We start from the raw sequence: 21,590 nt of genomic DNA, 5'->3' as shown, positions 1-21,590 counted from the left end.
GCGTTCTGAAGGCACGATCGCCGGTCCGCCTCAGTGCAGTGCGCGTTTAGCGCAGGTCGCGCCCGGGCCCGAGCGCGTTCGCTTACCGGTCCCTCTACGCGCCGACCGTTACAAGGCCGGCGATCAGCGCCCGCTCAGGGACCCGTTCAGTTGCTTGGGTTGGGGGAGAGGCCTTCGTGACGCCGTTCCGTCGTGTCTGTGAACAGGTGATCACGGCTGGTCGTTGACATCTCCCCACGCGGCGATGTCGACACCGTGGTTGTCGGGCGACGCGAACGTCCACCAGTCTGGTGAATGGGAGTCATCCGCGAGCCGCCCGCCTGCGTGAACAATTGCGGCTACACGCTCGTCTGCACGGTCTTTCGGTACGGCCACGTCGATGTGGGTGCGGCCGCGTCCCGGCGCGGCAATCTCGTCGAACCACATCCGCGGTCCGCGGCGGAGCGGGTCGACGACGAAACCGCCGAGTGACTCGTACCCCAGCGCCGCGACCCAGAAATCACGTGTGCTCACCCCCTCCGCTTCCGCGATGGCGATCTGAATCGTGTGGAGCTGAGACGGGTCAGCTCGGAGCCCGAGCTCCTCGGCAATGGCCGAGACGCGCCGCACGAGTTCGACATCGAGGGTGTCCAGTCGGCCTCTGGGCGTTGACGCGGTACGGACGACCACGGCTTCGGGCCGCAGGTCGATGTCGGGCTCGCGACCGACCAAGACCGTCGCCTGTGCGATACGTCGGATGAACTCGACGCCTGTCGCGAACGAGTTCGTCGGAAAGACCGTCTGCGCACCCCCATACAGAACGTGCCACCCCGCCGTTCCCTGTTCATCATGAAACTGTTTGGCGCTAATCGATTCGGCCATGAGCCCTCCCGTTCACCACGCTGCGAAACGTGACGCCACCGTAGCGAACGAGTGCGACATTCGACGGGCGGCCGCCCAGGCCACGCAAACCTCATCATGACGAGTGCGGTGACATGCCCATTGTCGCGCCGACCACTCTGGCTTGAGCCGCACCTTTGCGATGCCCGCCCGGAAGCCGGTCGGTCTTCGTTCATCACGATGGAGTGATGCCGACCTGCGTGGCGCCCATTTTGCTGGTGCTCGGATAGCCCGCCCGATCAACTTCGCGTTGAGGGTCGGGTAATCGCGCATCTGCTGATCGGTTCTGCGTCACAGACCTGGGCGCCCCAGCAGCTATGACACTTCGACTCGTGAGCTCATCAGACGAGGCCTGGGGCGGCTCGAAGTCAGCCGCGCCGACCGAGCCAACCCGCAACTAGGGGACCGGGTCGGTTTCTCGTCGCGCAGCCTTCCAGACGGCGCGGGCCGCGTCCGCGTTGAGGACGGCGATGCCGATGCCGACGATGATGTCGAGCCAGCCGGTCGCGAACCAGATCGTCAGGATGCCGACGACGATGATCGCGATGTTCGCGAACGCGTCGTTGCGAGCGGAGAGCCACGCGGCCTTGGTGAGACTTCCGGCATGGTGGCGGTGCCGCACAAGAAGCAGCGCCGCGGTCAGGTTCACCACGAGAGCGCCGATCGCGGTCAGGGTGAGCGGGATCGGCTCCGGAGGGTACGGATCGAAGATCTTGGAAATCGCGGTCCAGACCGTCGCGATGGCGGGGATCAGGATGACGAACGCGAGGATCGAGCCGACGGTGCGTCGCCGCTGCGCGGTCCAGGGCAGGGCTGCGAAGATCAGCAGGTTGATCAGCGCGTCCTCGAGGAAATCGACACTGTCGGCGAACAGCGACACGGAACCGATCGTCAACGCGACGGAGAACTCGACGACGAAGTAGCCGAGGTTCAGCAACGCGACGATCAGCACCACGCGGCGGAGGGATTGCACGATCCAATCGTGACAGCACCGGCATCCGCAGTCCTCGCCGCGCCGGATCAGCGTGTGATGATTTCCCTACTCAAGCGCGACGTACTGGGTGTACAGCAGCACATACGGTGTGGTGGCGCCTGCGGGCACCTCATAGAAGTTCCGGCCCAGCCAGGTGACGCCCTCCGTCAATGGCACTGAGGGGTCGGAGACGAGCTGCGTGAAGAGTGGGGGATAGCCCTTCCCGTCCTGGTCAGCGAGCTGCCACAGTCCGGCCTCGATGGCCATGTCGGTACCGGCAACGGACGCGTCCAGCCCGACCACGGTGAACTCGACGGCGACGACGCGCGTGCCCTCCGTCGTCGGTTCCACGGGTACGTCGTCCGCGAGGTTCTCGCTCTCCGCCAACCGCGCGGCCAGTGTGAACACCTCCACGTTCGTGGTCGTATCGGAGAGGATCATCCCGAAATCGGCCGGGTAGGGGTTGGCCAGGGTGCCGGCCTCCGCGGCCCGCTGCGCCGGACCCTCCGGTTCGGTGGCCGCCTCCTCGCTCTCGTCCGGACGCAGCGCCGTCGAATCCGAGTATGCCGTCGCGAGGATGAACCCCCGGATGACCAGCACCCCACCGACGATCGCCATCACCAGCAGGACGGACGCAATGGCGATGCTGGTACCGAGCCACCTGCGGTTGGTGTTCGGTGGCGGGGGTGGCGGTTCATCTTTTGCTGCGAGAGTCGGTTCGGACACGATTACTCCCTTTCTGACGCCCCTCAGGGCACCACTTGAACGGCCGATTTCGCCATCAGCAGGTCCAGCGTCTTCATGGGATCACCCTCGGAGCACGTGACGTCGATCGTCATGCCGAGAAGCGGGCCAGTGAACGCCCGAGCGGCGGTCACCCACCTGACTTCAGAGTTCTCGCGTTCGATGAGCCTCATTGCGACGAGGTCGTTGCCCGGCATGGCGACCGCGAACGCGCCGTCAACCGCGTCCTGAGGCACCATGCTGTCGGGGACCCCGAGCGAAGCCGCAAGGAGTTTGTCGCTGGCTTCGCGGTCACTGGGGGCAGCGGTCTGCTCGTCGAGGAGACCCTGCTCGTACTCCGCCGTGCAGTCCCCGTCGGCAGTGGTGAACGTCCACACCCCCGCCTCGACGTCGGCGAACGTCCAAGCAGGGTCCTCCATCAGGGCGCTGTCGACCCACCGTGCCTCCGACGATGCGACAAGGTCTGCTCCTTCGTCGAAGTCGAGCGACTCAACGACGTTCCAGTCGACTCTGCCGAGTCCGACTTCGAAAGCGTCGAGTCCGACCACCTCGGGGAGCAGTTCGAACATCTGCTGTCCGCTCGCCCCGGTCATCGGGCCCGGGTCGCAGTCGAGCTGGATCACCAGTGCCGTATCGAGCGCACCGAAGACCCTCGCTGCGGCCAGCCACGTACCCCCGTCTGTCCAATCCCCGGCGCGCACCCGGAAGTCCGCCATCATCGGCCACCGCCCGACCACCGGGAACGAGACATCGGAACCGCCCTCCGAGACATCTTCTATCGGCATCTCGAGGAGCTGGGCGAGGAACTGATCAGTCAACGTTCGGTCGTCGAGGGTCAGGTCAAGCCCGTCGAGAGGACCGAACCGGTGATACCTCGAGCCCTCGCAGCCGTTCGAGAGATGCTTCTCCTCCCAATCGTCGCGTGGGTACACGACGGAGTAGCCGTGTGTCATGTCGATCGGCTCGACGTGCCACCCGGCGAGCCAGACCTCCGAGTCGAGACCCGCCCCCGCCTCGAAGGTGAGCTGTTCCGGAGGCGCCGGCACGGCCGGCCTGGAAACAGGTGAGGGCGACGGCGACGTGACGGCTTCGGCAGGCTCGATCGCAGGCGCGTCTTCGGGCGTGGGGCTGGCCGTACAGCCGGCCAGCGCCACGGCCACGGTGATGATCACCACACTGCCGAGGTGCCTCCACGCGGGAGGCTTGAGCGCGTCATTCCGCTTGATGTGAGGCATGACGAGGTCTCCTTCCGCCGTTCGAGCACGACGAGATGGGGAGAGTCCAGCCCATGTCGACCGATACGCAGCACGTAGTCCACTACCTGTTTTCGACGTCACCGAAACCGGTGGGCGCAAACCGTGCCGACCCCGCTGGGCGAATCTCGGAGCAGACAGCCGCGCGAACCCGCACCATACTGGTCGGATGTGGGCGCTGAGGCCTCCAGATGCGGAGCGGCGTCCGACCGGAAGGGGACGTGATGTTCGCATTGAAGAGACTGGCCGCGGCGGGAGCGGCCGCAGGATTGCTGCTGGCAGGAGCGGCGGTGTCACCGGCCACAGCAGCGCCGGGAGGCGGCGTTCGCGCGGGACAGCCCGGTGAGGTCATCCGGGTACAGATCTACGAGCGCGGCTACAACGGCCTCTGGGCCAGCGACCGATTCAGCGGCAGCTGCCCGAGCACGCATCCGTACCTGGTCGACAAACGATTCAGCAACGACCGCATCCTTCCGCGTGGCGTGATCGTGACGACGGAGGCCAGTGTCGCCACGCTGGTGGTCGCCACGAGCAGCGAGACGCGGATCGAAGGCAAGAAGGAGTTCATCGCCGTCAAGAGCGTCGAGGGATCCTGGACGAACTGGGGTCTCGGCTCGGGAACCGTCAACATCACGCTCGAGTGCACGAACGACTGGAAGCAGGCGCGGCTCGAGAACCAGTACGGGTGATCGAGGTCGCCTGAGCGGCCCTCTCTCCGCACAGCCGCGCCGAGGTGAACACTCCCGCGGCCGCTCGGATGCGCGTGCATGCGGCATCCGGCTCTTCCGTGCGCGCTGCGCGCGCCGCTATGCTCACGACCATAGGTCGCGCCCTGATGCGGGGAGCGGCCTTTTGCGATGAAACGGGGTGTCAGATGAGTGAATGCGAAGCATGCGGTCGGCAGTACCCCTCGCTCCTGGAGGCGGCGCTGTGCGGTGAGAGGGACTCGGTCGAAGCCGAGGACCGCGAGCAGGGGACGGTCTATCGCCCCGCGGCCTGATCGCCGCCTTCATCCGACGCGCGTGATCACGCGCCGGATGAGTCGTTCGAACACGCCAGAAATTGGATGCTGGTGCATGAACCGGCGCGGACGCTAACATGACGAGCCGGCGGTCCCCAAGACGATGATGTCTACTCCGGTGCACCAAGGAGTCATCATGGCGAAAGCCCGCGCGTTTCGATTGCTGGCGGGCTTCACCGCCGGTCTGCTCTTGGTGGCAGCGGGTGCGACTGCATCCTTCGCCGACCAGCTCTCTTCGGACGGGGATGGCGTGGCGCCGCTGAACTCCGGTGGAGCAGCGATAGTCGTCGCCTGCACGAATCAATCCGTGCAGTTCAATGTCCTGATCGCGGCGCGCCGCAATGGCAACCCGAGCAACAACGTCAACAACAACGTCTTCGCCAACGGCTCGACTGTGACGGTGGCGGTGGGAACCGCCACAGCCGGGATGACAGCAGCGCTCGCGGACACGACCATCGTCGTCACACCCACGTGGCAGGCACAGGCGACCAATTTCGAGAGTCCCGACACGGTCACTGCTGTCGTGACCCTGCCCGCCAAGACTGTGGCGGGGTCTGGAACGATCGCGTTCAGCTTTTCCGGAGTCAACAGCGCAGGTGCGGCTGTAGTGGGAGCCAACTCGGGCTTGGTAAATGTCAATTGGACCATCGGCGCGTGCGACACGACCCCGCCCACGCTGCACCTGCCCGCTCCGATCACCGCTGAGGCGACCAGCGCCGCCGGCGCGGTCGTGACCTATAGCGCGACAGCCACCGATACGGCTCCGCTGAGTCCCGCCGTGACCTGTGGTCCGGCATCCGGCTCGACCTTCCCGATCGGAACGAGCACCGTGTCGTGCTCGGCCACGGACACCGTGGGCAACGTCGGCAGCGGGTCGTTCACGGTCACGGTCAAAGACACGACGGCACCCGCGGTCGGCGCCATGACGAACCTCCAGTTCGAAGCGGCCGGCGCGCTGACGACCGCGACGTGGACCAACCCGACGGCGACCGACGCTGTGGACGGCACCCTGTCGTCGACATGCCTTCCGGCATCCGGCAGCGGATTCCCCGTGGGCTCGACCACCGTCACCTGCTCGGCGACCGACGCGCACGGCAACACCGGCACATCGACGTTCACGGTGAAGATCACCGACACGACCAAGCCCATCCTCGTGCTCCCGACTGACGTCACGGCCGAGGCGACCGGACCCGGAGGTGCTGCGGTGACGTTCACCACCTCGGCAAGCGACCTCGTCGACGGTGCGCTCACAGTCACCTGCGTGCCCGCATCGGGCTCGACGTTCGCGCTGGGGACAACCACGGTCGACTGCTCCGCGACCGACGTTGCGGGCAACACCGCGACGGGCTCGTTCACGGTGACCGTCGAGGACACGACGGCACCGACTGTGACCGTGCCGGCTCCTGACCCGGTGGAGGCGACCGGGCCTGGCGGGGCGACCGTCGACTTCTCGGCGAGCGCCTCTGACCTCGTCGACGGTGCACTCGGCACGAGCTGCTCGCCCGCGTCGGGATCGGTGTTCCCGGTCGGCACGACGAGCGTCACGTGTTCCGCGACCGACGCGGCGAACAACACGGGGTCTGCGAGCTTCGACGTGACCGTCGTCGACACGACGGCGCCGGTGGTGACGGTGCCCGACCCGATCATCGCGGAGGCGACCGGCCCGAGCGGTGCGACGGTGACCTTCACGGCGACCGCGGAGGACATCGTCGACGGCACGATCGGTGCCGATTGCACGCCGGCCTCCGGGTCGGTCTTCGCGATCGGGAGTCACCAGGTGGACTGCACCGCGACCGATGCCGCGGGCAACACGTCCGCCCCCTCCTCGTTCTCGGTGACCGTCGAGGACACGACCGCGCCGGACATCACGACCCCGGGAGACCTCGAAGCGGAGGCGACCGCGGCGTCGGGAGCGTCGGTGACCTATGCCGCGTCCGCGTCGGACCTCGTGAGCGGGTCGGTGACGACGACCTGCGTGCCTGCCTCGGGGTCGACGTTCGCACTCGGAGACACCCTCGTCACGTGCGAGGCGGAGGATGCCGCGGGCAACGTCGCCACCGAGACGTTCACAGTGACCGTGAAGGACACGACGGCGCCGGCCATCACCGTGCCGGCCACCACGACGGCCGAAGCCACTGGGCCATCCGGAGCGTCCGTCTCCTACAGCGCGTCCGCATCGGACCTGGTGGACGGCTCGGTGACAACGACCTGCCTCCCGGCCTCCGGATCGACGTTCCCACTGGGCAACACCACCGTCACGTGCACTGCGGCCGACGAAAGGGGCAACACCGGCTCGAACTCGTTCACGGTCTCCGTCGTGGACACGACGGCCCCGGCCATCTCGGTCCCGGGAACGACGACCGCTGAGGCGACGGGGTCGACCGGAGCGCCGGTCTCCTACGTCGCGACCGCGTCCGATGCCGTGGACGGATCGGTCACCCCGACCTGCCTGCCGGCATCCGGATCGACGTTCGGGCTCGGCACGACGACGGTGACCTGCAACGCCATGGATGCTGCGGGCAACGCCGCCGAGCCGGCCACGTTCCTCGTCAAGGTCGTCGACACCACCGCACCTTCGATCACGTGGGTGGGCGGTCCGGCGAACGGCGGGAACTACGTGTTCGGCTCGGTGCCGCCCGTCGGAACGTGCACGGCGACGGACATCGTCGACGGCTCTGTGGCGTGCACGGTGACCGGGTACAGCGCGGCTCCCGGATCGCACACGCTGACGGCCTCCGCGACGGATGCCGCCGGCAACCTCGGCACCCGCACACGCACCTACACGGTCGCGGCGTGGACGCTCGGGGGCTTCTTCCAGCCCGTCGACATGGGCGGCGTGTGGAACAGCGTCAAGGGCGGGTCGACCGTGCCGCTGAAGTTCGAGGTGTTCGCCGGCGGCACGGAGCTGACGAGCACGATCGCGGTGAGCGGGTTCACCGTCAAGGGCGTGTCGTGCATCGGAGGCGCTGCGACGGACGACATCGAGCTCACCACGACCGGTGGGACGACGCTGCGCTACGACGCGACGGGCGGGCAGTTCATCCAGAACTGGCAGACCCCGAAGAGTCCGGGCACGTGCTACCAGGTCACGATGAAGACGCAGGACGGATCGAGCCTGACCGCGCTCTTCAAGCTCAAGTAGGCCACGCGGACGCCCTCACTCAGATCACCCGATCCGAGTGAGGGCGTTTCGCTGCGTCGTCCATAGACTGAGCGCGTCGTCGCCCGGTGCCGTGCGTTCACGGTGGTCGGAGAGCGCCGAATGGAAGGGACTCGACGATGAGCGATGGCCAGAACACCCCCGGCACGCCGCCGATCACGAAGCCGCCCGCAGGCCCTCCGAGGGCGACGGCCCCCGCGCCGGCTGCCGCACCGGCAGGCGTCAGCCGCGCCGCGCTGATCTGGATCGGCGTCGCCGTGGTCGTGCTGTCGTTCGTCGCATCGTTCCTCGGCGCCACGCTCGCCCGTTCGAACAGCGAGGCCGCCGCTCCCGTCACGACTCCCGTCGCTGAGACCTCCCAGCCGAGCACCGAGGACTACGAGGCCGCGCTCGAGGAGATCCTCCCCGCCGGTGCCGCAGTGCGGGCGGGAGCCGGAGTTCCCGAAGCGGGCAAGGGGTACGAGGGCGAGGTCTACATCGACATCTCGACGTCCGACGTCTACCTGTTCAAGGACGGCGAGTGGGTGAAAGTCGGCAACATCCGCGCTTCCGCGGCCGAGAACCTGACCGGCGAGACGGGCGCCGCCGGCGAGGCGGGAGCCACCGGCGAGACCGGGGCGAGCGGCGCCCCGGGGACGCCCGGCACGCAACTGTCGCTCGGGCTCGGCGCTCCTGAGAACGAGACCTGCGAGTCGGACGGCGACGTGTACATCGACACCGAGCTCCTGCAGTTCTACGAGTGCGAGGGCGGCACTTGGACACTGTTCGGTCCCGAGCCGGCGTCGGGATCACCCGCGCCGACGCCGACGACCGATACCGAGGGGTAGGCGCAGGGTCAGCGCTCGCCGCGATTGCGCGCGAGCTGTTCACGCCAGTCGGCGGGCAGCCGATCGGCGGGCCCCGGCGTGGTGAGGTGCGCCGAGTGCGAGTCCGGCGGGGCGAGCGCCGGACCGTAGGCGTAATCGCCGGTGGAGTAGTCCCAGAACCATTCCTCGCCCGGCTCGAAGCTCTGCACGATCGGGTGCCCGCTCGCCTCATAATGCCTGGTCGCGTGCGTGGCGAGAGAGTCGTCGCAGCAGCCGATGTGTCCGCACAGCGCGCACCGGCGCAGGTGCACCCACCAGCCTCCGACCGCGTCGCACTCCGCGCATCCGTCGCCGCTCGGGGGAACGGCCGGGTCGATGAACTCGGAGTGCTCGCTCACGTCGTCGTTCTCCTCGGTCAGGGGCGGTCGGGGATACTCGCGATGCTACCCAGAGTGCGCGAGCCCCGCGCTACCAGCCCGTCGTCAGCACGCGATCCAGTGCGTCGACGAACGCGTCGGCGCTTTCCCGGCTGAAGCACATGGGCGGCTTGATCTTGAGGAGGTTCTGGTGATCGCCCGTGGGCTGCGCGATCACGCCGAGCTCCCGGAGTCGTTCGCAGATCGCGGCGGTCTCCGCCGTCGCCGGCTCCCAGGTCTCTCGATCGCGTACGAACTCCGGTCCGAGGTAGAAGCCCGATCCGTGCACGGCCGCCAGGATCGGATGCCGCCGCCCCAGGTCTTCGAGACGCCCCTTGAGGTGCGCGCCGGTCTCTCGGGCGTTCTCCTGCAGTCGTTCGTCGCGGATGATGTCGAGGACCGTCAGGCCGACGACGCTCGAAACCGGACTGCCGCCCGCAGATGAGAAGAAATAGCCGCCTTCGCGATACTGCTCGGCGATCTCCCGGGACGTGATCACGGCTCCGAGCGGGTGTCCGTTGCCCATCGCCTTGGCGATCGCGATCACATCAGGCACGACGCCCTGCTGCTCGAAGCCCCAGAACCACTCGCCGAGACGCCCGTACCCGACCTGCACCTCGTCGGCGATCGCAAGGCCGCCGTGCGCGCGGACCGCGCGATACACGGCGTCGAGGTAGCCGTCAGGGAGCATGACTCCGCCGGCGTTGCCGAAGACCGTCTCGGACAGGAACGCCCCGGCCGGCGTTCCGGCGTCGGCCAGCCGCCCGACCTCGGCGACGGCGTCCTGCGCGTAGGCGTCCGCGCCGGACTCCGCGTGCGAGCCGCGGAACGGGATCGGCGCGGCGACCGTGTGCACCCAGTCGGGCCGAGTCTCGAGCGCGGCCGGATTGTCGGCGACCGACGTCGACACCGCATCCGTCAGGTAGGTCCAGCCGTGGTACGCCTCGGCCACGGCGAGGACTTCGCGCCGACCCGACCAGGCCTGCGCGAGCCGCAGCGCGAGGTCGACCGCCTCCGAGCCGCTGTTGACCAGGAACACGGTGTCGAGCGGATCGGGTGCGAGCGAGGCGAGCCGTTCCGAGAACTCGACGACGGCCGGATAGTGGAAGCGGGAGTTCGTGTTGAGCAGTCGCCACTGCTCGGCGACCGCAGCCACCAGCCGCGGGTGCGCATGGCCGACCGAGGTGACGTTGTTGAGCGTGTCGAGGTACACCCGCCCGTCGGCGTCGACGAGGTGCTCGCGCCACCCACGCACCATGATCGGCGGGTCGGCGTAGTAGTGCTCCTGGACGTCGGCGAAGGACCCGTCCCGGCGCTTGAGCAGCTCGGCTGCGTCCGGCGTCGCACCTGCGGCGTCGAGTTCGGGCACGAGCGCACCGGGATCGGCCGCAACCGTGCGCCATGCCGCGGCGAGCGAGGCGGTGACGAACCGGGGCGCCTCGACGCCTGCGCGCATGACCTGGACCCACATCGACCCGGCCGCCTGACCGATCACCTCGCCGGCCTCGACCGTCGTGCCGTCCGCGAGCGTCGTGCGGCACCCGTCGAGCCTCAGCGTGAGTTCGGCGGTGCGAAGTTCGATCCCCGCGCTCCTCAGCCGCACCGTGCCGGCCCACGGCGCGGCGACCGGCTGCGCGACAGGGCACTGGAACTCGACGCCCAGCGCCACGTTGCGAGGCGGTTCGGGATCGTCCGCACGCGACCGCGTGAGTCGCGCCTCGCCGAATCGCCCGACAGCCGTGCCCCCGACAGCGACCGACTCGACGAAGAGGTCATCCTCCGCGGATGCTGCGAGCCATCGTCCGTCGTGAAGCGCGGGGCTCGCGGCCGAGAGGTCGACGACGCGCACATCCGCGGCGGTCAGGCCGGGTAGGAGGGCTTCGCCGGTCACATCGAGGGGCGCCGCGGTGTGCCCGGTGTACGCCCGCACCAGGGCGGTCGCTACCGGCAACGGGACCGATACCGCCTGCGAGAAGATCTCGCGCTCGTGGACCAGATTCTCGGCGGCGTACTCGTTCGCCGCATCCGTCGCGAGCACGTGGTGCGCGCTTGCCACGAGCACGGCGCCGCGCACCACGACCAGCGCCCACAGCGCGTCGGCCTCGGTCTCCGAGATCGGCCGGATGGCGTGATACGCCGCGATCGCCTGCATCGCTCCCGCAAGGTCCATCCCGTCGTGGTGCAGGAGCGACGACACCGTGATGGCGAGCTCGCCGACGGTCCAGGTGCGGTTCAGGTCGCCGAGGTCGATGACCCCGTCGGGGATGCGCGTCACGGCGTCGCCGGTCACCACGTTGTCGTCGGTCAGGTCGCCGTGGATGAACTGCACCGGAAGGCGATCGGCGACCGCGGCGACGGCATCCCACGCGGACTCGGCGGCAGCGGAGAGCTCGTTCCGCAGCTCGTCGTCCGAGACGTAGGGGAGGAGCTCATCGAGCACTCCGGGTGCCTCGCGCAGGTCCCATTGGTGCACCCGCTCGGCGGCAGGGGCGACGAGGTCGGCCAGAGCCACGTCGACCGTGGCCGCCAGTGCTCCGATCGCACGCACGGCGGCGGGGGAGAGGTACCCCGACAGGGTCTCGCCCTCGAGGAACTCGAGCAGTCGCGCCTGCATCTTGACCCCGTCCACCTCGACCGCGCGAGCCGTTGCGCCGTCGCCGACGGGGAGCGCGCGGGCGGCTCGCACGCCGGCGGAAGTGATCGCGGCGGCCGCCGCGGACTGCGCTTCGAGTTCGGGCGCAGTGACGCTCGGGTTCGCGATCTTCAGGAGCACCCGCGCACCGGTGTCGGGCGTGATCAGGAAGTTGCGGTCCTGGTGACTGCCGAGCGCCCGCGCGCGACCGGAAACACCCCACCCCTCCGACGCGATGCGCTCCGCGGTCGCATCGCCGATCTCCGGTGGAGCGGGCTGCACGAGTGCCGCGCCGGTCGCGGCCGCCTCGAGGCCTTCGGCGGTCATCGGGTCCGCTCCGCGACCAGCCGCCGTTCGAGTCCTTCGAGGAGGATGTCGAGCCCGAACTCGAACTCCGTCTGGTCGTCGCACCAGCCGAGCGTCGAGTCGGGGTCGTCGTGGACGACGTCCTCCAGCATCGCCGCGAGGTTCGGCACGAAGTCCCGCATCTGCGCGAGATCATCCCCCGCGGGCGCCGCGTCGTCGCCGTCGAGAGAGAGCTCCTGGGTGAAGCCGTACATCCGGCTGCCGAGCGCGTGCAGGCTGTGGTGGATCAGATCGAAGGAGAGCCCGCCGGCACGCATGATCGCCACGATCCCGTCGATGTAGCGGGCCATCGTCGGAACCAGCACGCCCCGGTTCTCCAGGACGACCGGCACCCACCGATGCTTCAGCAGCACTCGTCGGGAGCCGAGGATGCGGGTCCGGAGCGCACTACGCCAATCCTGCGCAGCTCCGTCGACGCCGAACCCGCCGACCTCCGCCTCGATCTCGCTGAAGGCGAGCTCCACGAGACCGTCCAGGATCGCGTCCTTGTTCGGCAGGTGATGGTAGATCGACATCGCCTCGACGTGCAGATCGTCGGCCAGACGCCGCATCGTGAGCGCGTCGAGTCCGTCTTCGTCCGCGAGCGCCCGAGCGGCGAGCAGCACCCGTTCGCGCGTCAGCGGTGCGCGTTCGCGGTTCTTCGTCGCGGGCATGTCGCACCTCCTCCGCCCACCGTACAGCGTCAGGTTGCCCTCTCGACAAGCCGCTCCGAGTGCGCTACCTTACAGTGTAATACTTACAGCGTAAGGGGAATTCGATGACTCAGCACGCGATGGATGCGGCGACCACCACGATCGGCACGATGCGGGCAGCGGTCGCACGACGGTTCGGCGGGCCGGAGGTGGTCACGGTGGAGCGTGTGACCAAGCCGGTGCCGGGCGCGGGTGAGGTGCTCGTCCGCCTGCACGCGTCGACGGTGAGCATCGCCGACCACCGCATCCGTGCGAAGGACCTGCCGCGAGGACTGGGATTCCTCGCGGTCGTCGCGCTCGGCGTGCTCCGGCCGCGCAAGCCGATCCTCGGGATGGAGGGCGCCGGCGTCATCGAGTCGGTCGGCTCGGGCGTCACGGAGTTCTCGCCCGGCGACCGGGTGATGGTGATGCGGGGGAGTGCGATGGGCTGCCATGCGGAGTACGCGACGGTCGCCGCTGACCGCAGCATCGTGCGGATCCCGGGGGAGATCCCGTTCGAGGATGCCGCCGCCCTCGTGTTCGGCGGCTACACCGCGATCTCGTTCCTTCACCGCGTCGACCTCGGACCCGGCGTCGAGGTGCTCGTCAACGGCGCGTCGGGAGCTGTGGGGACCGCCGTGGTGCAGCTCGCTGCGGGGGCCGGGGCGCGCGTGACCGGCGTGTGCAGCGCCGGGAACGCCGAGCTGGTCCGCTCGCTCGGCGCCGAGCGGGTGATCGACTACGAGCGCGAGGACTTCGCGGCCGGAGACGAGCGTTACGACGTCGTCATCGAGTGCGTCGGCAATGCGCCGTTCCGTCGCGTGCGCCGAATCCTCAAGCCCGGTGGAGCGCTGCTCATGGTGATCACCGACCTGCGGGGGATGCTCCGGGAGCGGGCGCAGTCGCGCCGGAGCGGGACGCTGGTCACCCACACGGGCTCCGTGTTCGGCGCGGAGGTCATGCGCGAACTCGCGGCCGCGGCCGAGACCGGGCGGATCCGACCGGTGATCGATCGCACCTACGACCTCGAAGACGTGGTGGACGCGCACCGCTACGTCGACACCGGCCGCAAGCGGGGCAGTGTCGTGCTCCGCATCGCGAACAGGCACGGCTGAGCGGGACCGCAGACTCGATCGCGAACCCGGGAATAGGCTTCGAGCTTCTCGGTTTAACTTGATACGAGTGTGCTCAAGTTCGTAAACTTGACACGCTGAGACTCAAGTTGTACAGGAGAGAAATGCCCGAAGACTTCACCCCCCAGGACGCGGAGAGCGGCTCGAGTGCGTTCGACGAGTTCCTCGCGCGCTACCTCGATGGTGAGCGCGCCCGCGCGTCGCGGTCGATCGATCTCACGCGCTTCCTGAGCCTGCGGACGCAGGAGTTCCTGCAGCAGGCGGGCGCGTACGCGCTCGAGCGCGGTCAGCGCGAGCTGGATGCGCTCCACGTGCTGCGGGTGCTGGTCGGCGAGTCGCCGGCGAAGGATGCCGTGGAGCGAGTCGGTGCAAACCCCGCGTCGATCGCTCGCGCGGTCGAGCAGCGGCTTCCCCAGGCATCCGACCCCGCCGACGTCGAGGGCGCCGTGATCACGCCATCCGTGCAGCGGGCGCTCTTCCACGCCTTCCAGGTGGCCCGGTCCTCGGGCTCCACATACGTCGACCCCGAGCACCTGTTCTTCGCACTCGTGCTCGGCCAGGACGCGCCTGCAGGGCAGATCCTGGCACAGGCGGGTGTGACCGCCGACGCCCTGCTGCAGGGCGCCCGCGAGACGGTCACCCCGAGTGGAGTGCCCGCCACCGAGCAGCAGCCCGAGCAGGCGGCATCCGAGACTCCGATGCTCGACCGGTTCGGAACGGACCTGACCGCGTTGGCGCGTGAGGGACGGCTCGACACCGTGGTCGGACGTGAGGACGAGATCGAGCAGACCATCGAGATCCTGAGCCGTCGCACGAAGAACAACCCCGTGCTGGTCGGCGAGGCCGGCGTCGGCAAGACCGCGATCGTCGAAGGGCTCGCCCAGGCGATCATCGCGGGCTCGGTCCCCGAGCAGCTGCGCGACAAGCGAGTGATCGCGCTCGACCTGCCTGCGATGCTCGCCGGAACGCGCTACCGCGGCGACTTCGAGGAGCGCCTGACCAGCACGATGGACGAGGTCGCGGCGCTGGCCGGCGAGCTCATCCTCTTCATCGACGAGGTGCACACCGTCGTCGGCGCCGGAGGCGGCGGCGAGGGCGCGATGGACGCCGGGAACATCCTCAAGCCGCGACTGGCGCGTGGCGACCTTCACCTGGTCGGTGCGACCACGCTCAAGGAGTACCGCGTGATCGAGAAGGATCCGGCGCTGGAGCGTCGGTTCCAGCCGGTGCGCGTCGGCGAGCCGAGCCTCGAGGATGCCGTGCTGATCCTGCGCGGACTGCGCCCGGCGTACGAGGAGCACCACGGCGTGACGTTCACGGATGACGCGCTGCGCGCGGCCGTCGAACTGAGCGATCGCTACCTGTCCGAGCGCGTCCTGCCCGACAAGGCGATCGACCTGATCGACCAGGCCGGCGCCCGGCTGCGGCTGCGGCTCGGAGTCAAGGTCGACGTGTCGGGGCTCATGGCTCGCCTGGGCGAGCTCGAAGCGGACAAGAACGCCGCCGTCGGCGCGGAGAAGTACGAGGAGGCCTCGCGCATCCGCGACCAGATCGCGGAGGTACAGGCCCGCCTCAGCGAGGCCACCGAGCGCCCCGCGCCCGACGCCGTCGTCGACGAGCCCGAGATCGCCGCAGTGATCAGCCGTGCCACCGGCATCCCGATCAAGCGGCTCACGGAGTCCGAGCGCGAGCGGCTCGCCGTGCTGGAGAACGAGCTGCACGCGCGCGTGATCGGTCAGGACGACGCCGTGACGGCGGTCGCCAAGGCCGTGCGTCGCAATCGCACCGGCATGGGCGATGCCCACCGGCCCGTCGGATCCTTCCTGTTCCTCGGGCCGACCGGCGTCGGCAAGACCGAGCTGGCCAAGGCCCTCGCCCTGAGCCTCTTCGACGACGAGACCGCGGTCATCCGCTTCGACATGAGCGAGTTCGGCGAGCGGCACACCGTCTCGCGCCTGGTCGGCGCCCCTCCGGGGTACGTCGGCTACGACGAGGCCGGCCAGCTCACCGAGCGTGTGCGGCGCAACCCATACTCGATCGTCCTGTTCGACGAGATCGAGAAGGCCCACCCCGACGTCTTCAACCTGCTGCTGCAGGTGCTCGACGACGGCCGGCTCACCGACGGCCAGGGCCGCACCGTCGACTTCCGCAACACCGTGATCGTGATGACCTCGAACATCGGCAGCGAGTTCCTCGCGTCGCGCTCCGGCGCGATCGGCTTCATCGCCGACGGCGGCGGCGCGACGGGCTTCGGCAGTGAGGACGACCTGCGGGTGCGGGTGATGGGTCGCCTGCGCGAGGCCATGCGACCGGAGTTCCTCAACCGCATCGACGAGATCGTGCTGTTCCGCAAGCTCGACAAGCCCGAGCTGCGACAGATCGTGCGGCTCATGCTCGGTGCCACCGAGCGTCGTCTGCGAGGTCGCGAGGTCACGATCGAGGTGACGGATGCCGCGATCGACTGGCTCGTCGAGCACGGCTACGAGCCCGAATACGGTGCGCGTCCGCTGCGGCGACTGATCCAGCGCGAGGTCGACGACCGCGTCGCGGAGCTCTTCGTGAGCGGCGACCTGGTCGACGGCGGCGCGGTGACGGTGGACGCGAACGCGGATGCCGTCGTCGTGGCAAGCGGGCATGCCCTGGCCCACGCGGCCTGACACGCACGAGAGGCGCGCCCACCGGTTCCCCGGGGGCGCGCCTCTCGCATGTGCGGGTTCAGCCCGCCTCGACGCGGCGCGGCTCGAGCAGCGACCTGGCCAGATTCGTGGAGCCCGCCACGGCCGCCGGCATCGTCGCCACGGCCCCGAAGGGGATCATGAAGCACAGCTGCGTCGCCACCCCGAAACCGAGCACGCGGCCGCGATGGCTGCGCATCAGCCGCCGACGACCCTCGTAGTCGATGCCGCGCGCGGTGAGCGCGCGCGAGGAGAGCTCGTCGGCGAGCAGCCAGCCCGTCAGCACCACGGCGAAGACCGTGGCGAGGACGCCGCCGACGACCGGGATGAATCCGATCAAGGCCGCGAGGACGGCGATCGCGACGCCGCGGACGAAGAGGAACAGACCGTCACGCACCGACCGCCAGAATCCGTAGCCCGCGTCGATGTCGGCGTCGCCCAGATCGCGTTCGACCGACCGCCAGATCCGTTCGTAGAACGGCTCGCCGACGATCAGGGTGAGGGCGGTGAACGACACCGCCGCGAGCACGAGCGCCGCGCCCACCATCGCCGTGCCGATCGTGGCGCGGATCACCGTCGCCCAGAGGCTCGGCCAGCCGTCCGCGAACGGGGTGACCGCCACGGTGATCCCGGGCAGGGTGATCGCGAGCGTGACGATGCCCGACAGCAGCAGGAGCCCGACGATCGCCGCGGGGATCAGGCCGAGTGCCATCAGGCCCGGCCTGCGCCGCCAGGAGGCGAATCCGCGCCCGAGCAGCCCCACCCCCACGACGAACTCGCGCATCGCCACAGCCTAAGCGCGGGGCGCCGCGCCGTGCGCAGCGCCCCGCGAACCGGGCTCAGTCGCGCGGCGGCAGCTGCTGCAGGGTCCAGGTGTTGCCATCGGGGTCGTCGAAAGACACGAAACGGCCCCACGCCTGCTCATCGACGCCCTTGGCGTCGACGCCGACCGACTGCAGGTGGGCGAGTGCCTCATCGGCATCCGGCACGACGACCTGGATCGTGTTCTGCTGCCCGGGCTCCAGCTGGATGCCCAGGCCGTAGCCGAACGCGATCGAGCATGCCGATCCTGGCGGCGTCATCTGCACGAAGCGCAGCCCATCGAAGGGGATCTGGTCGTGGTCGGCGTTGAAGCCGATCCGCACGTAGAACTCCTTGGCGCGGTCGACGTCCGTCACCGGCACGTAGATGAGCTCGATCTTCCAGTCCATGGGATCCTGCCTTTCGTCGGAGGCCGCCTTCCGGCGCCTGATGTCAGGCTACGAGCGGATGCGGACACATCCGGTCCGCAATCGGCTCATGCCTCGTGGTATCGCCGGATCGTCTCGGCGACGACGGCGTGATCTACAACGTCCGGCTCACCCGACATGGTGATAGACCCGACGACCTCGCCGCGGACGAAGATCGGCACCGCGCCGCCGTGCGCGCGGAACAGCTGATGGTCGAAGTCCGAACGGTCGGTGAATGCCGTGCCGGCGGCCTCGTGACGGCGCCGCACCAGCAGCGACGGCTCACCGAAGCGCTCGGCGACGGCGGCCTTGCCCGCGAGCCACGGGTCGTTGCCCGCACCGGTGGTGCCGAGCTTCGCCACGAAGACCGGCTCTCCGCGCAGGACTATCCGCACGGCGAGATCGGCGTGGTGCTTGCGGATGACCCCGACGGCGATGAGCCCCAGGCTCACGGCATCGTCGTTGTCGAAGGACGCGTGCTCGAAAGGCGGAACGGACTCGAGGTCTTCGACGGTGAAGACCGGCAGCTCTGACATCATCGTGCGACCTCCAGTGCGCTGATTCCCGGCATCCCGAACCATACGCGCCCGTCCTCCGCTTCGACGAACGTCGCGAGCACGCCGTCGCAGTGCGGGCACCGGGCGACCGCACCCATCGAGCTCATGTAGACGACCGCAAGCGCGATCTGACCGTGCTGGCCGCAGTGCGCGCAGCGTGCGTCGGAAGCCGTCGCATCCCACCCGAGCACATCGACCAGCATCCCGGCGAGGACGTTCCCGTCGAGTTTCGTCATCACGAACCTCCGAATCTCTCGGTGCGCACATCGCCGGGCCGGTGGCCGGCGTCGATCAGCCATCCTGCGACGGCCTCGACGAACGGGGTGGGGCCGCAGACGTACACGCGCGGGCGGGAAGCCGCCGGCACCGCCGCGGCATCCAGAAGATCCCGCGTGAGACGGCCGGCCGACCTCGGCCAGCCCTCGGGCACGCTCCGCGTGTAGATGAAATCGAGCTGCAGGGGCGGGTCCGCCGCCGCCAGCGCGGCGAGCTCGTCGCTGAAGAAGACGTCGTCCGGCGTGCGCACCGAGTACAGCATCCGGAATTCGGTCGCGTCACCTGCGGCGGCGTGCGCGGACGCCATGGCGTACAGCGGAACCACGCCGGATCCGCCGGCGATGAGCTGCACGGGCCGCGGCGTCTCATCGTCCGCGGGGGGCGTCCAGACGAAGAACGCCCCCAGCGGTCCGTGCAGTTCGAGCTGATCCCCGGCGCGCAGGTCGTGCACCAGGAACGGCGAGACCTCGCCGTCGGGCAGTTCATCCACGGCGAGTACGACGCGCGTGCCGGGGCCGGCGGAGGCGATCGAGTACGACCGCGTCGCCTGATAGCCGTCGGGCGCGGTCAGGCGCACGTCCAGGTGCGAGCCGGCGTCGTTGCCCGGCCAGGTGGGCACCTCGAGCTCGATGCGCCGGGCGGTCGTGGTCTCAGGTCGTGAATCGGCGACTTTTGCAATGTGCCACGCCGCGGCACGATGCTGCCGCGCGGGGGCTGCCGCGAGCGTGCCGGCTTCGCTCACCAGTACCGCTCCTCCTGCCAGGGGTCGCCGTGCAGGTGATACCCGTTCTGCTCCCAGAACCCGGGGTCGTCGGTCGGCATCGTGACCAGACCGCGGACCCACTTCGCGCTCTTCCAGAAATACAGGTGCGGTACGAGCAGTCGCGCCGGCCCGCCGTGCTCCGGATCGAGGGGCTCGCCGTCGGCCTCGAACGCGATCCAGCTCTTGCCGTCCAGCAGGTCCTCGAGCGGCACGTTCGTCGTGTAGCCGCCGTACGAATGCGCCATCACGAACTCGTGCTCGGTCTCGACGCTCTCCCAGATCTTGTCGAGCGGAACGCCGCGCCACGGCATCTCGAGCTTCGTCCAGTGCGTGACGCAGTGGATGTCGGTCGTGATGTCTTCGATGCCGAGCGCGCGCAGCTCGTCCCAGCTCCAGGTGTGCGAGCCGTTCTCGGTGCGCACGACGAACTCCCAGTCCGCGGTGTCGACCTCGGGAGTCGGGCCCGCCGACAGCACCGGCCAGTCCTCGACGAGGGTCTGACCGGGAGGAAGCCGCGGATCGCGGTCGCCGCGCCGACCGGAGAAGCCTCGTGTGATGAACGACATGGCGCCCTCTCTTTCTCGGTTCCCTGTGTTCTGTGGGGCTCCCGCCCCAGATGCCCGTCGTGCAGACGCGTGCCCTTCGCTCACCCTAGCCACGCCTGCGCATGCCTGTCACTGCCGTCGCACGCGGCCGCGGCGGGATGCGGGGCGCATAGGCTGAACTCATGTCGACGCTCTCGCTCGGGATGCCGCGGATCCACCGCGATCCCTTGAGCGCCCCCGACACGACGGGTCGGCCCGACACGGCCGGACTGGTCGACCGGTTCGGCCGCGTCGCGCACGACCTGCGGATCTCGGTGACCGAGAAGTGCTCGCTGCGCTGCACCTACTGCATGCCGGCGGAGGGGCTCCCCAGCATCCCCAAAGCGGATCTGCTCACGGCCGTCGAGATCGCGCGCCTGGTCGGGATCGCGGGCAGCGAGCTCGGCATCCGGGAAGTGCGTTTCACTGGCGGCGAGCCGCTGACCCGCGCCGATCTCGTGGAGATCGTCGCGCTGTCCGCTGCAGCAGCGCCCGGGATGCCGATGTCGATGACCACGAACGGCATCGGGCTCGACAAGGTCGCGGAGCGCCTCGCGGCCGCGGGGCTCGGGCGCGTGAACGTCTCGCTCGACACGATCGACCGCGAGCACTTCGCGCGGCTGACCCGTCGCGACCGCCTCCCGGCCGTGCTGGCCGGCATCGACGGAGCCGTGCGCGCCGGCCTCGGCCCCACGAAGCTCAACGCCGTGCTCATGCGCGAGACCCTCGAGGACGCGCCCGCGCTGCTCGCGTGGGCGATCGAGCGCGGACTGCGGCTGCGGTTCATCGAGGAGATGCCGCTGGATGCCGATGCCGCGTGGCGGCGGGCGAACATGGTTCCGGCCGCCGAGCTCGTCGAGGTGCTGTCGCGCAGGTTCACGCTCGTCGAAGCGGGCCGCGACGACCCATCCGCCCCTGCCGAGGAGTGGCTCGTCGACGGAGGACCTGCGACCGTCGGCATCATCGCGTCGGTGACCCGCTCATTCTGCTCCGCCTGCGATCGCACCCGCATCACGGCTGAAGGCACCGTGCGCTCGTGCCTGTTCGGCGACGACGAGACCGATCTGCGCGCGCTCCTGCGCGGCGGCGCGACCGACGCCGAGATCGCCGATCGCTGGCGGGCCGCGATGTGGGGGAAGCAGGCGGGGCACGGCATCTCCGACCCGGGCTTCACTCCGCCCGAGCGGTCGATGGGCGCGATCGGTGGTTGAGGTGCGCGTGCGGTACTTCGCGGCCGCCGCGGATGCCGCGGGCCGAGCCGACGAGACCGTCGTGGTGTCAGGGGGCACGGTCGGCGATCTGCGCGACGCCCTCGAGTCGCAGTACGGCGAAGCGATGGAGCGCGTGCTGCGCACCGGCTCGATCCTGATCGACGGCGTCGTGAGCCGGGACCGCGAGCGCCCCCTCGGCGCGGCGGCCGACGTCCTGCCCCGGTTCTCCGGCGGCTGAGCC

At 69.3% G+C, this 21,590-nt stretch carries 21 protein-coding genes; 8 read left to right on the top strand and 13 right to left on the bottom strand.

Features of this window, described 5'->3' with window-relative positions; translation table 11 throughout:
* Positions 1-210: 210 nt before the first annotated feature.
* The 4 genes from BM349_RS12585 to BM349_RS12570 all read right to left on the bottom strand — a co-directional run bounded on the left by BM349_RS12585 (position 211) and on the right by BM349_RS12570 (position 3,831).
* Positions 211-861, bottom strand: a complete 651-nt coding sequence (locus BM349_RS12585) for a VOC family protein (protein WP_091707155.1) — start codon at positions 859-861, stop codon at positions 211-213.
* Positions 862-1,276: 415 nt separating this feature from the next.
* Positions 1,277-1,852 carry a cation efflux transmembrane domain-containing protein gene (locus BM349_RS12580; protein ID WP_091707154.1) on the bottom strand — a complete coding sequence of 192 codons (576 nt, stop codon included), beginning with the start codon at positions 1,850-1,852 and terminating at the stop codon, positions 1,277-1,279.
* Between the two features lie 66 nt (positions 1,853-1,918).
* Positions 1,919-2,578 carry a hypothetical protein gene (locus BM349_RS12575; protein ID WP_139230924.1) on the bottom strand — a complete coding sequence of 220 codons (660 nt, stop codon included), beginning with the start codon at positions 2,576-2,578 and terminating at the stop codon, positions 1,919-1,921.
* 23 nt (positions 2,579-2,601) lie between these two features.
* The gene (locus BM349_RS12570; RefSeq protein ID WP_091707152.1) at positions 2,602-3,831 is read right to left on the bottom strand and encodes a hypothetical protein; all 1,230 of its coding nucleotides are present in this window, start codon (positions 3,829-3,831) and stop codon (positions 2,602-2,604) included.
* Positions 3,832-4,073: 242 nt separating this feature from the next.
* Between BM349_RS12570 and BM349_RS12565 the strand changes: the two genes are divergently transcribed.
* The 4 genes from BM349_RS12565 to BM349_RS12555 all read left to right on the top strand — a co-directional run bounded on the left by BM349_RS12565 (position 4,074) and on the right by BM349_RS12555 (position 8,857).
* Positions 4,074-4,538 carry a hypothetical protein gene (locus BM349_RS12565; RefSeq protein WP_139230923.1) on the top strand — a complete coding sequence of 155 codons (465 nt, stop codon included), beginning with the start codon at positions 4,074-4,076 and terminating at the stop codon, positions 4,536-4,538.
* Positions 4,539-4,723: 185 nt separating this feature from the next.
* A complete protein-coding gene (locus BM349_RS19045) occupies positions 4,724-4,849 on the top strand; it encodes a hypothetical protein (protein WP_302848254.1) in 126 nt (41 codons plus the stop codon).
* Positions 4,850-5,006: 157 nt separating this feature from the next.
* Positions 5,007-8,012: an HYR domain-containing protein gene (locus tag BM349_RS12560; protein ID WP_175525282.1), complete on the top strand. Its 3,006-nt coding sequence runs from the start codon at positions 5,007-5,009 to the stop codon at positions 8,010-8,012.
* A gap of 137 nt (positions 8,013-8,149) precedes the next feature.
* Positions 8,150-8,857: a hypothetical protein gene (locus BM349_RS12555; protein ID WP_091707149.1), complete on the top strand. Its 708-nt coding sequence runs from the start codon at positions 8,150-8,152 to the stop codon at positions 8,855-8,857.
* Positions 8,858-8,865: 8 nt separating this feature from the next.
* Here the strand turns inward: BM349_RS12555 and BM349_RS12550 are convergent, their stop codons facing one another.
* From BM349_RS12550 to BM349_RS12540, 3 genes are all read right to left on the bottom strand, one after another.
* Positions 8,866-9,234: a UBP-type zinc finger domain-containing protein gene (locus BM349_RS12550; RefSeq protein WP_091707148.1), complete on the bottom strand. Its 369-nt coding sequence runs from the start codon at positions 9,232-9,234 to the stop codon at positions 8,866-8,868.
* A 70-nt stretch (positions 9,235-9,304) separates the two neighbouring features.
* Entirely contained in the window at positions 9,305-12,211 is a 2,907-nt protein-coding gene (locus BM349_RS12545; RefSeq protein ID WP_091707147.1) for an aminotransferase, read from the bottom strand.
* Entirely contained in the window at positions 12,208-12,903 is a 696-nt protein-coding gene (locus BM349_RS12540; RefSeq protein WP_091707146.1) for a TetR/AcrR family transcriptional regulator, read from the bottom strand. Before BM349_RS12540 ends, BM349_RS12545 begins: the two co-directional genes overlap by 4 nt.
* 104 nt (positions 12,904-13,007) lie before the next feature.
* On the opposite strand from BM349_RS12540, the gene BM349_RS12535 reads away from it, so the two are divergent.
* Together BM349_RS12535 and BM349_RS12530 are read left to right on the top strand one after the other, a co-directional pair.
* A complete protein-coding gene (locus BM349_RS12535; RefSeq protein WP_217645664.1) occupies positions 13,008-14,036 on the top strand; it encodes an NAD(P)-dependent alcohol dehydrogenase in 1,029 nt (342 codons plus the stop codon).
* Between the two features lie 122 nt (positions 14,037-14,158).
* Positions 14,159-16,711, top strand: coding sequence for an ATP-dependent Clp protease ATP-binding subunit (locus BM349_RS12530; protein WP_091707145.1), 2,553 nt, complete (start codon positions 14,159-14,161; stop codon positions 16,709-16,711).
* A 58-nt stretch (positions 16,712-16,769) separates the two neighbouring features.
* On the opposite strand, the gene BM349_RS12525 is transcribed toward BM349_RS12530, so the two are convergent.
* The 6 genes from BM349_RS12525 to BM349_RS12500 all read right to left on the bottom strand — a co-directional run bounded on the left by BM349_RS12525 (position 16,770) and on the right by BM349_RS12500 (position 20,120).
* Entirely contained in the window at positions 16,770-17,513 is a 744-nt protein-coding gene (locus BM349_RS12525) for an EI24 domain-containing protein (RefSeq protein ID WP_091707144.1), read from the bottom strand.
* A gap of 55 nt (positions 17,514-17,568) precedes the next feature.
* Positions 17,569-17,940 carry a VOC family protein gene (locus tag BM349_RS12520; protein ID WP_091707143.1) on the bottom strand — a complete coding sequence of 124 codons (372 nt, stop codon included), beginning with the start codon at positions 17,938-17,940 and terminating at the stop codon, positions 17,569-17,571.
* Positions 17,941-18,026: 86 nt separating this feature from the next.
* Positions 18,027-18,497, bottom strand: coding sequence for a heme-binding protein (locus tag BM349_RS12515; RefSeq protein WP_254773852.1), 471 nt, complete (start codon positions 18,495-18,497; stop codon positions 18,027-18,029).
* Positions 18,494-18,751: a DUF6510 family protein gene (locus tag BM349_RS12510; protein WP_091707141.1), complete on the bottom strand. Its 258-nt coding sequence runs from the start codon at positions 18,749-18,751 to the stop codon at positions 18,494-18,496. The genes BM349_RS12515 and BM349_RS12510 overlap by 4 nt, the downstream gene beginning before the upstream one ends.
* Complete coding sequence (locus tag BM349_RS12505) at positions 18,751-19,470, bottom strand: FAD-binding oxidoreductase (protein WP_091707294.1); 720 nt, start codon at positions 19,468-19,470, stop codon at positions 18,751-18,753. The genes BM349_RS12510 and BM349_RS12505 overlap by 1 nt, the downstream gene beginning before the upstream one ends.
* Before the next feature lie 59 nt (positions 19,471-19,529).
* Entirely contained in the window at positions 19,530-20,120 is a 591-nt protein-coding gene (locus BM349_RS12500) for a molybdopterin-dependent oxidoreductase (protein ID WP_091707140.1), read from the bottom strand.
* A 161-nt stretch (positions 20,121-20,281) separates the two neighbouring features.
* Here BM349_RS12500 and moaA point away from each other — a divergent pair, with 161 nt between their 5' ends.
* Positions 20,282-21,349 (top strand): GTP 3',8-cyclase MoaA, encoded by a 1,068-nt coding sequence (moaA, locus tag BM349_RS12495; protein WP_091707139.1) that lies wholly within the window; start codon positions 20,282-20,284, stop codon positions 21,347-21,349.
* Positions 21,342-21,587 carry a MoaD/ThiS family protein gene (locus BM349_RS12490; protein ID WP_091707138.1) on the top strand — a complete coding sequence of 82 codons (246 nt, stop codon included), beginning with the start codon at positions 21,342-21,344 and terminating at the stop codon, positions 21,585-21,587. The genes moaA and BM349_RS12490 overlap by 8 nt, the downstream gene beginning before the upstream one ends.
* Positions 21,588-21,590 lie beyond the last annotated feature (3 nt).

The sequence above is a fragment of the Microbacterium sp. cf046 genome, from assembly GCF_900114345.1.
Taxonomy (GTDB): domain Bacteria; phylum Actinomycetota; class Actinomycetes; order Actinomycetales; family Microbacteriaceae; genus Microbacterium.
Note: the sequence above shows the minus strand (reverse complement) of the source record. Positions and strands in the feature narration are given on the sequence as shown.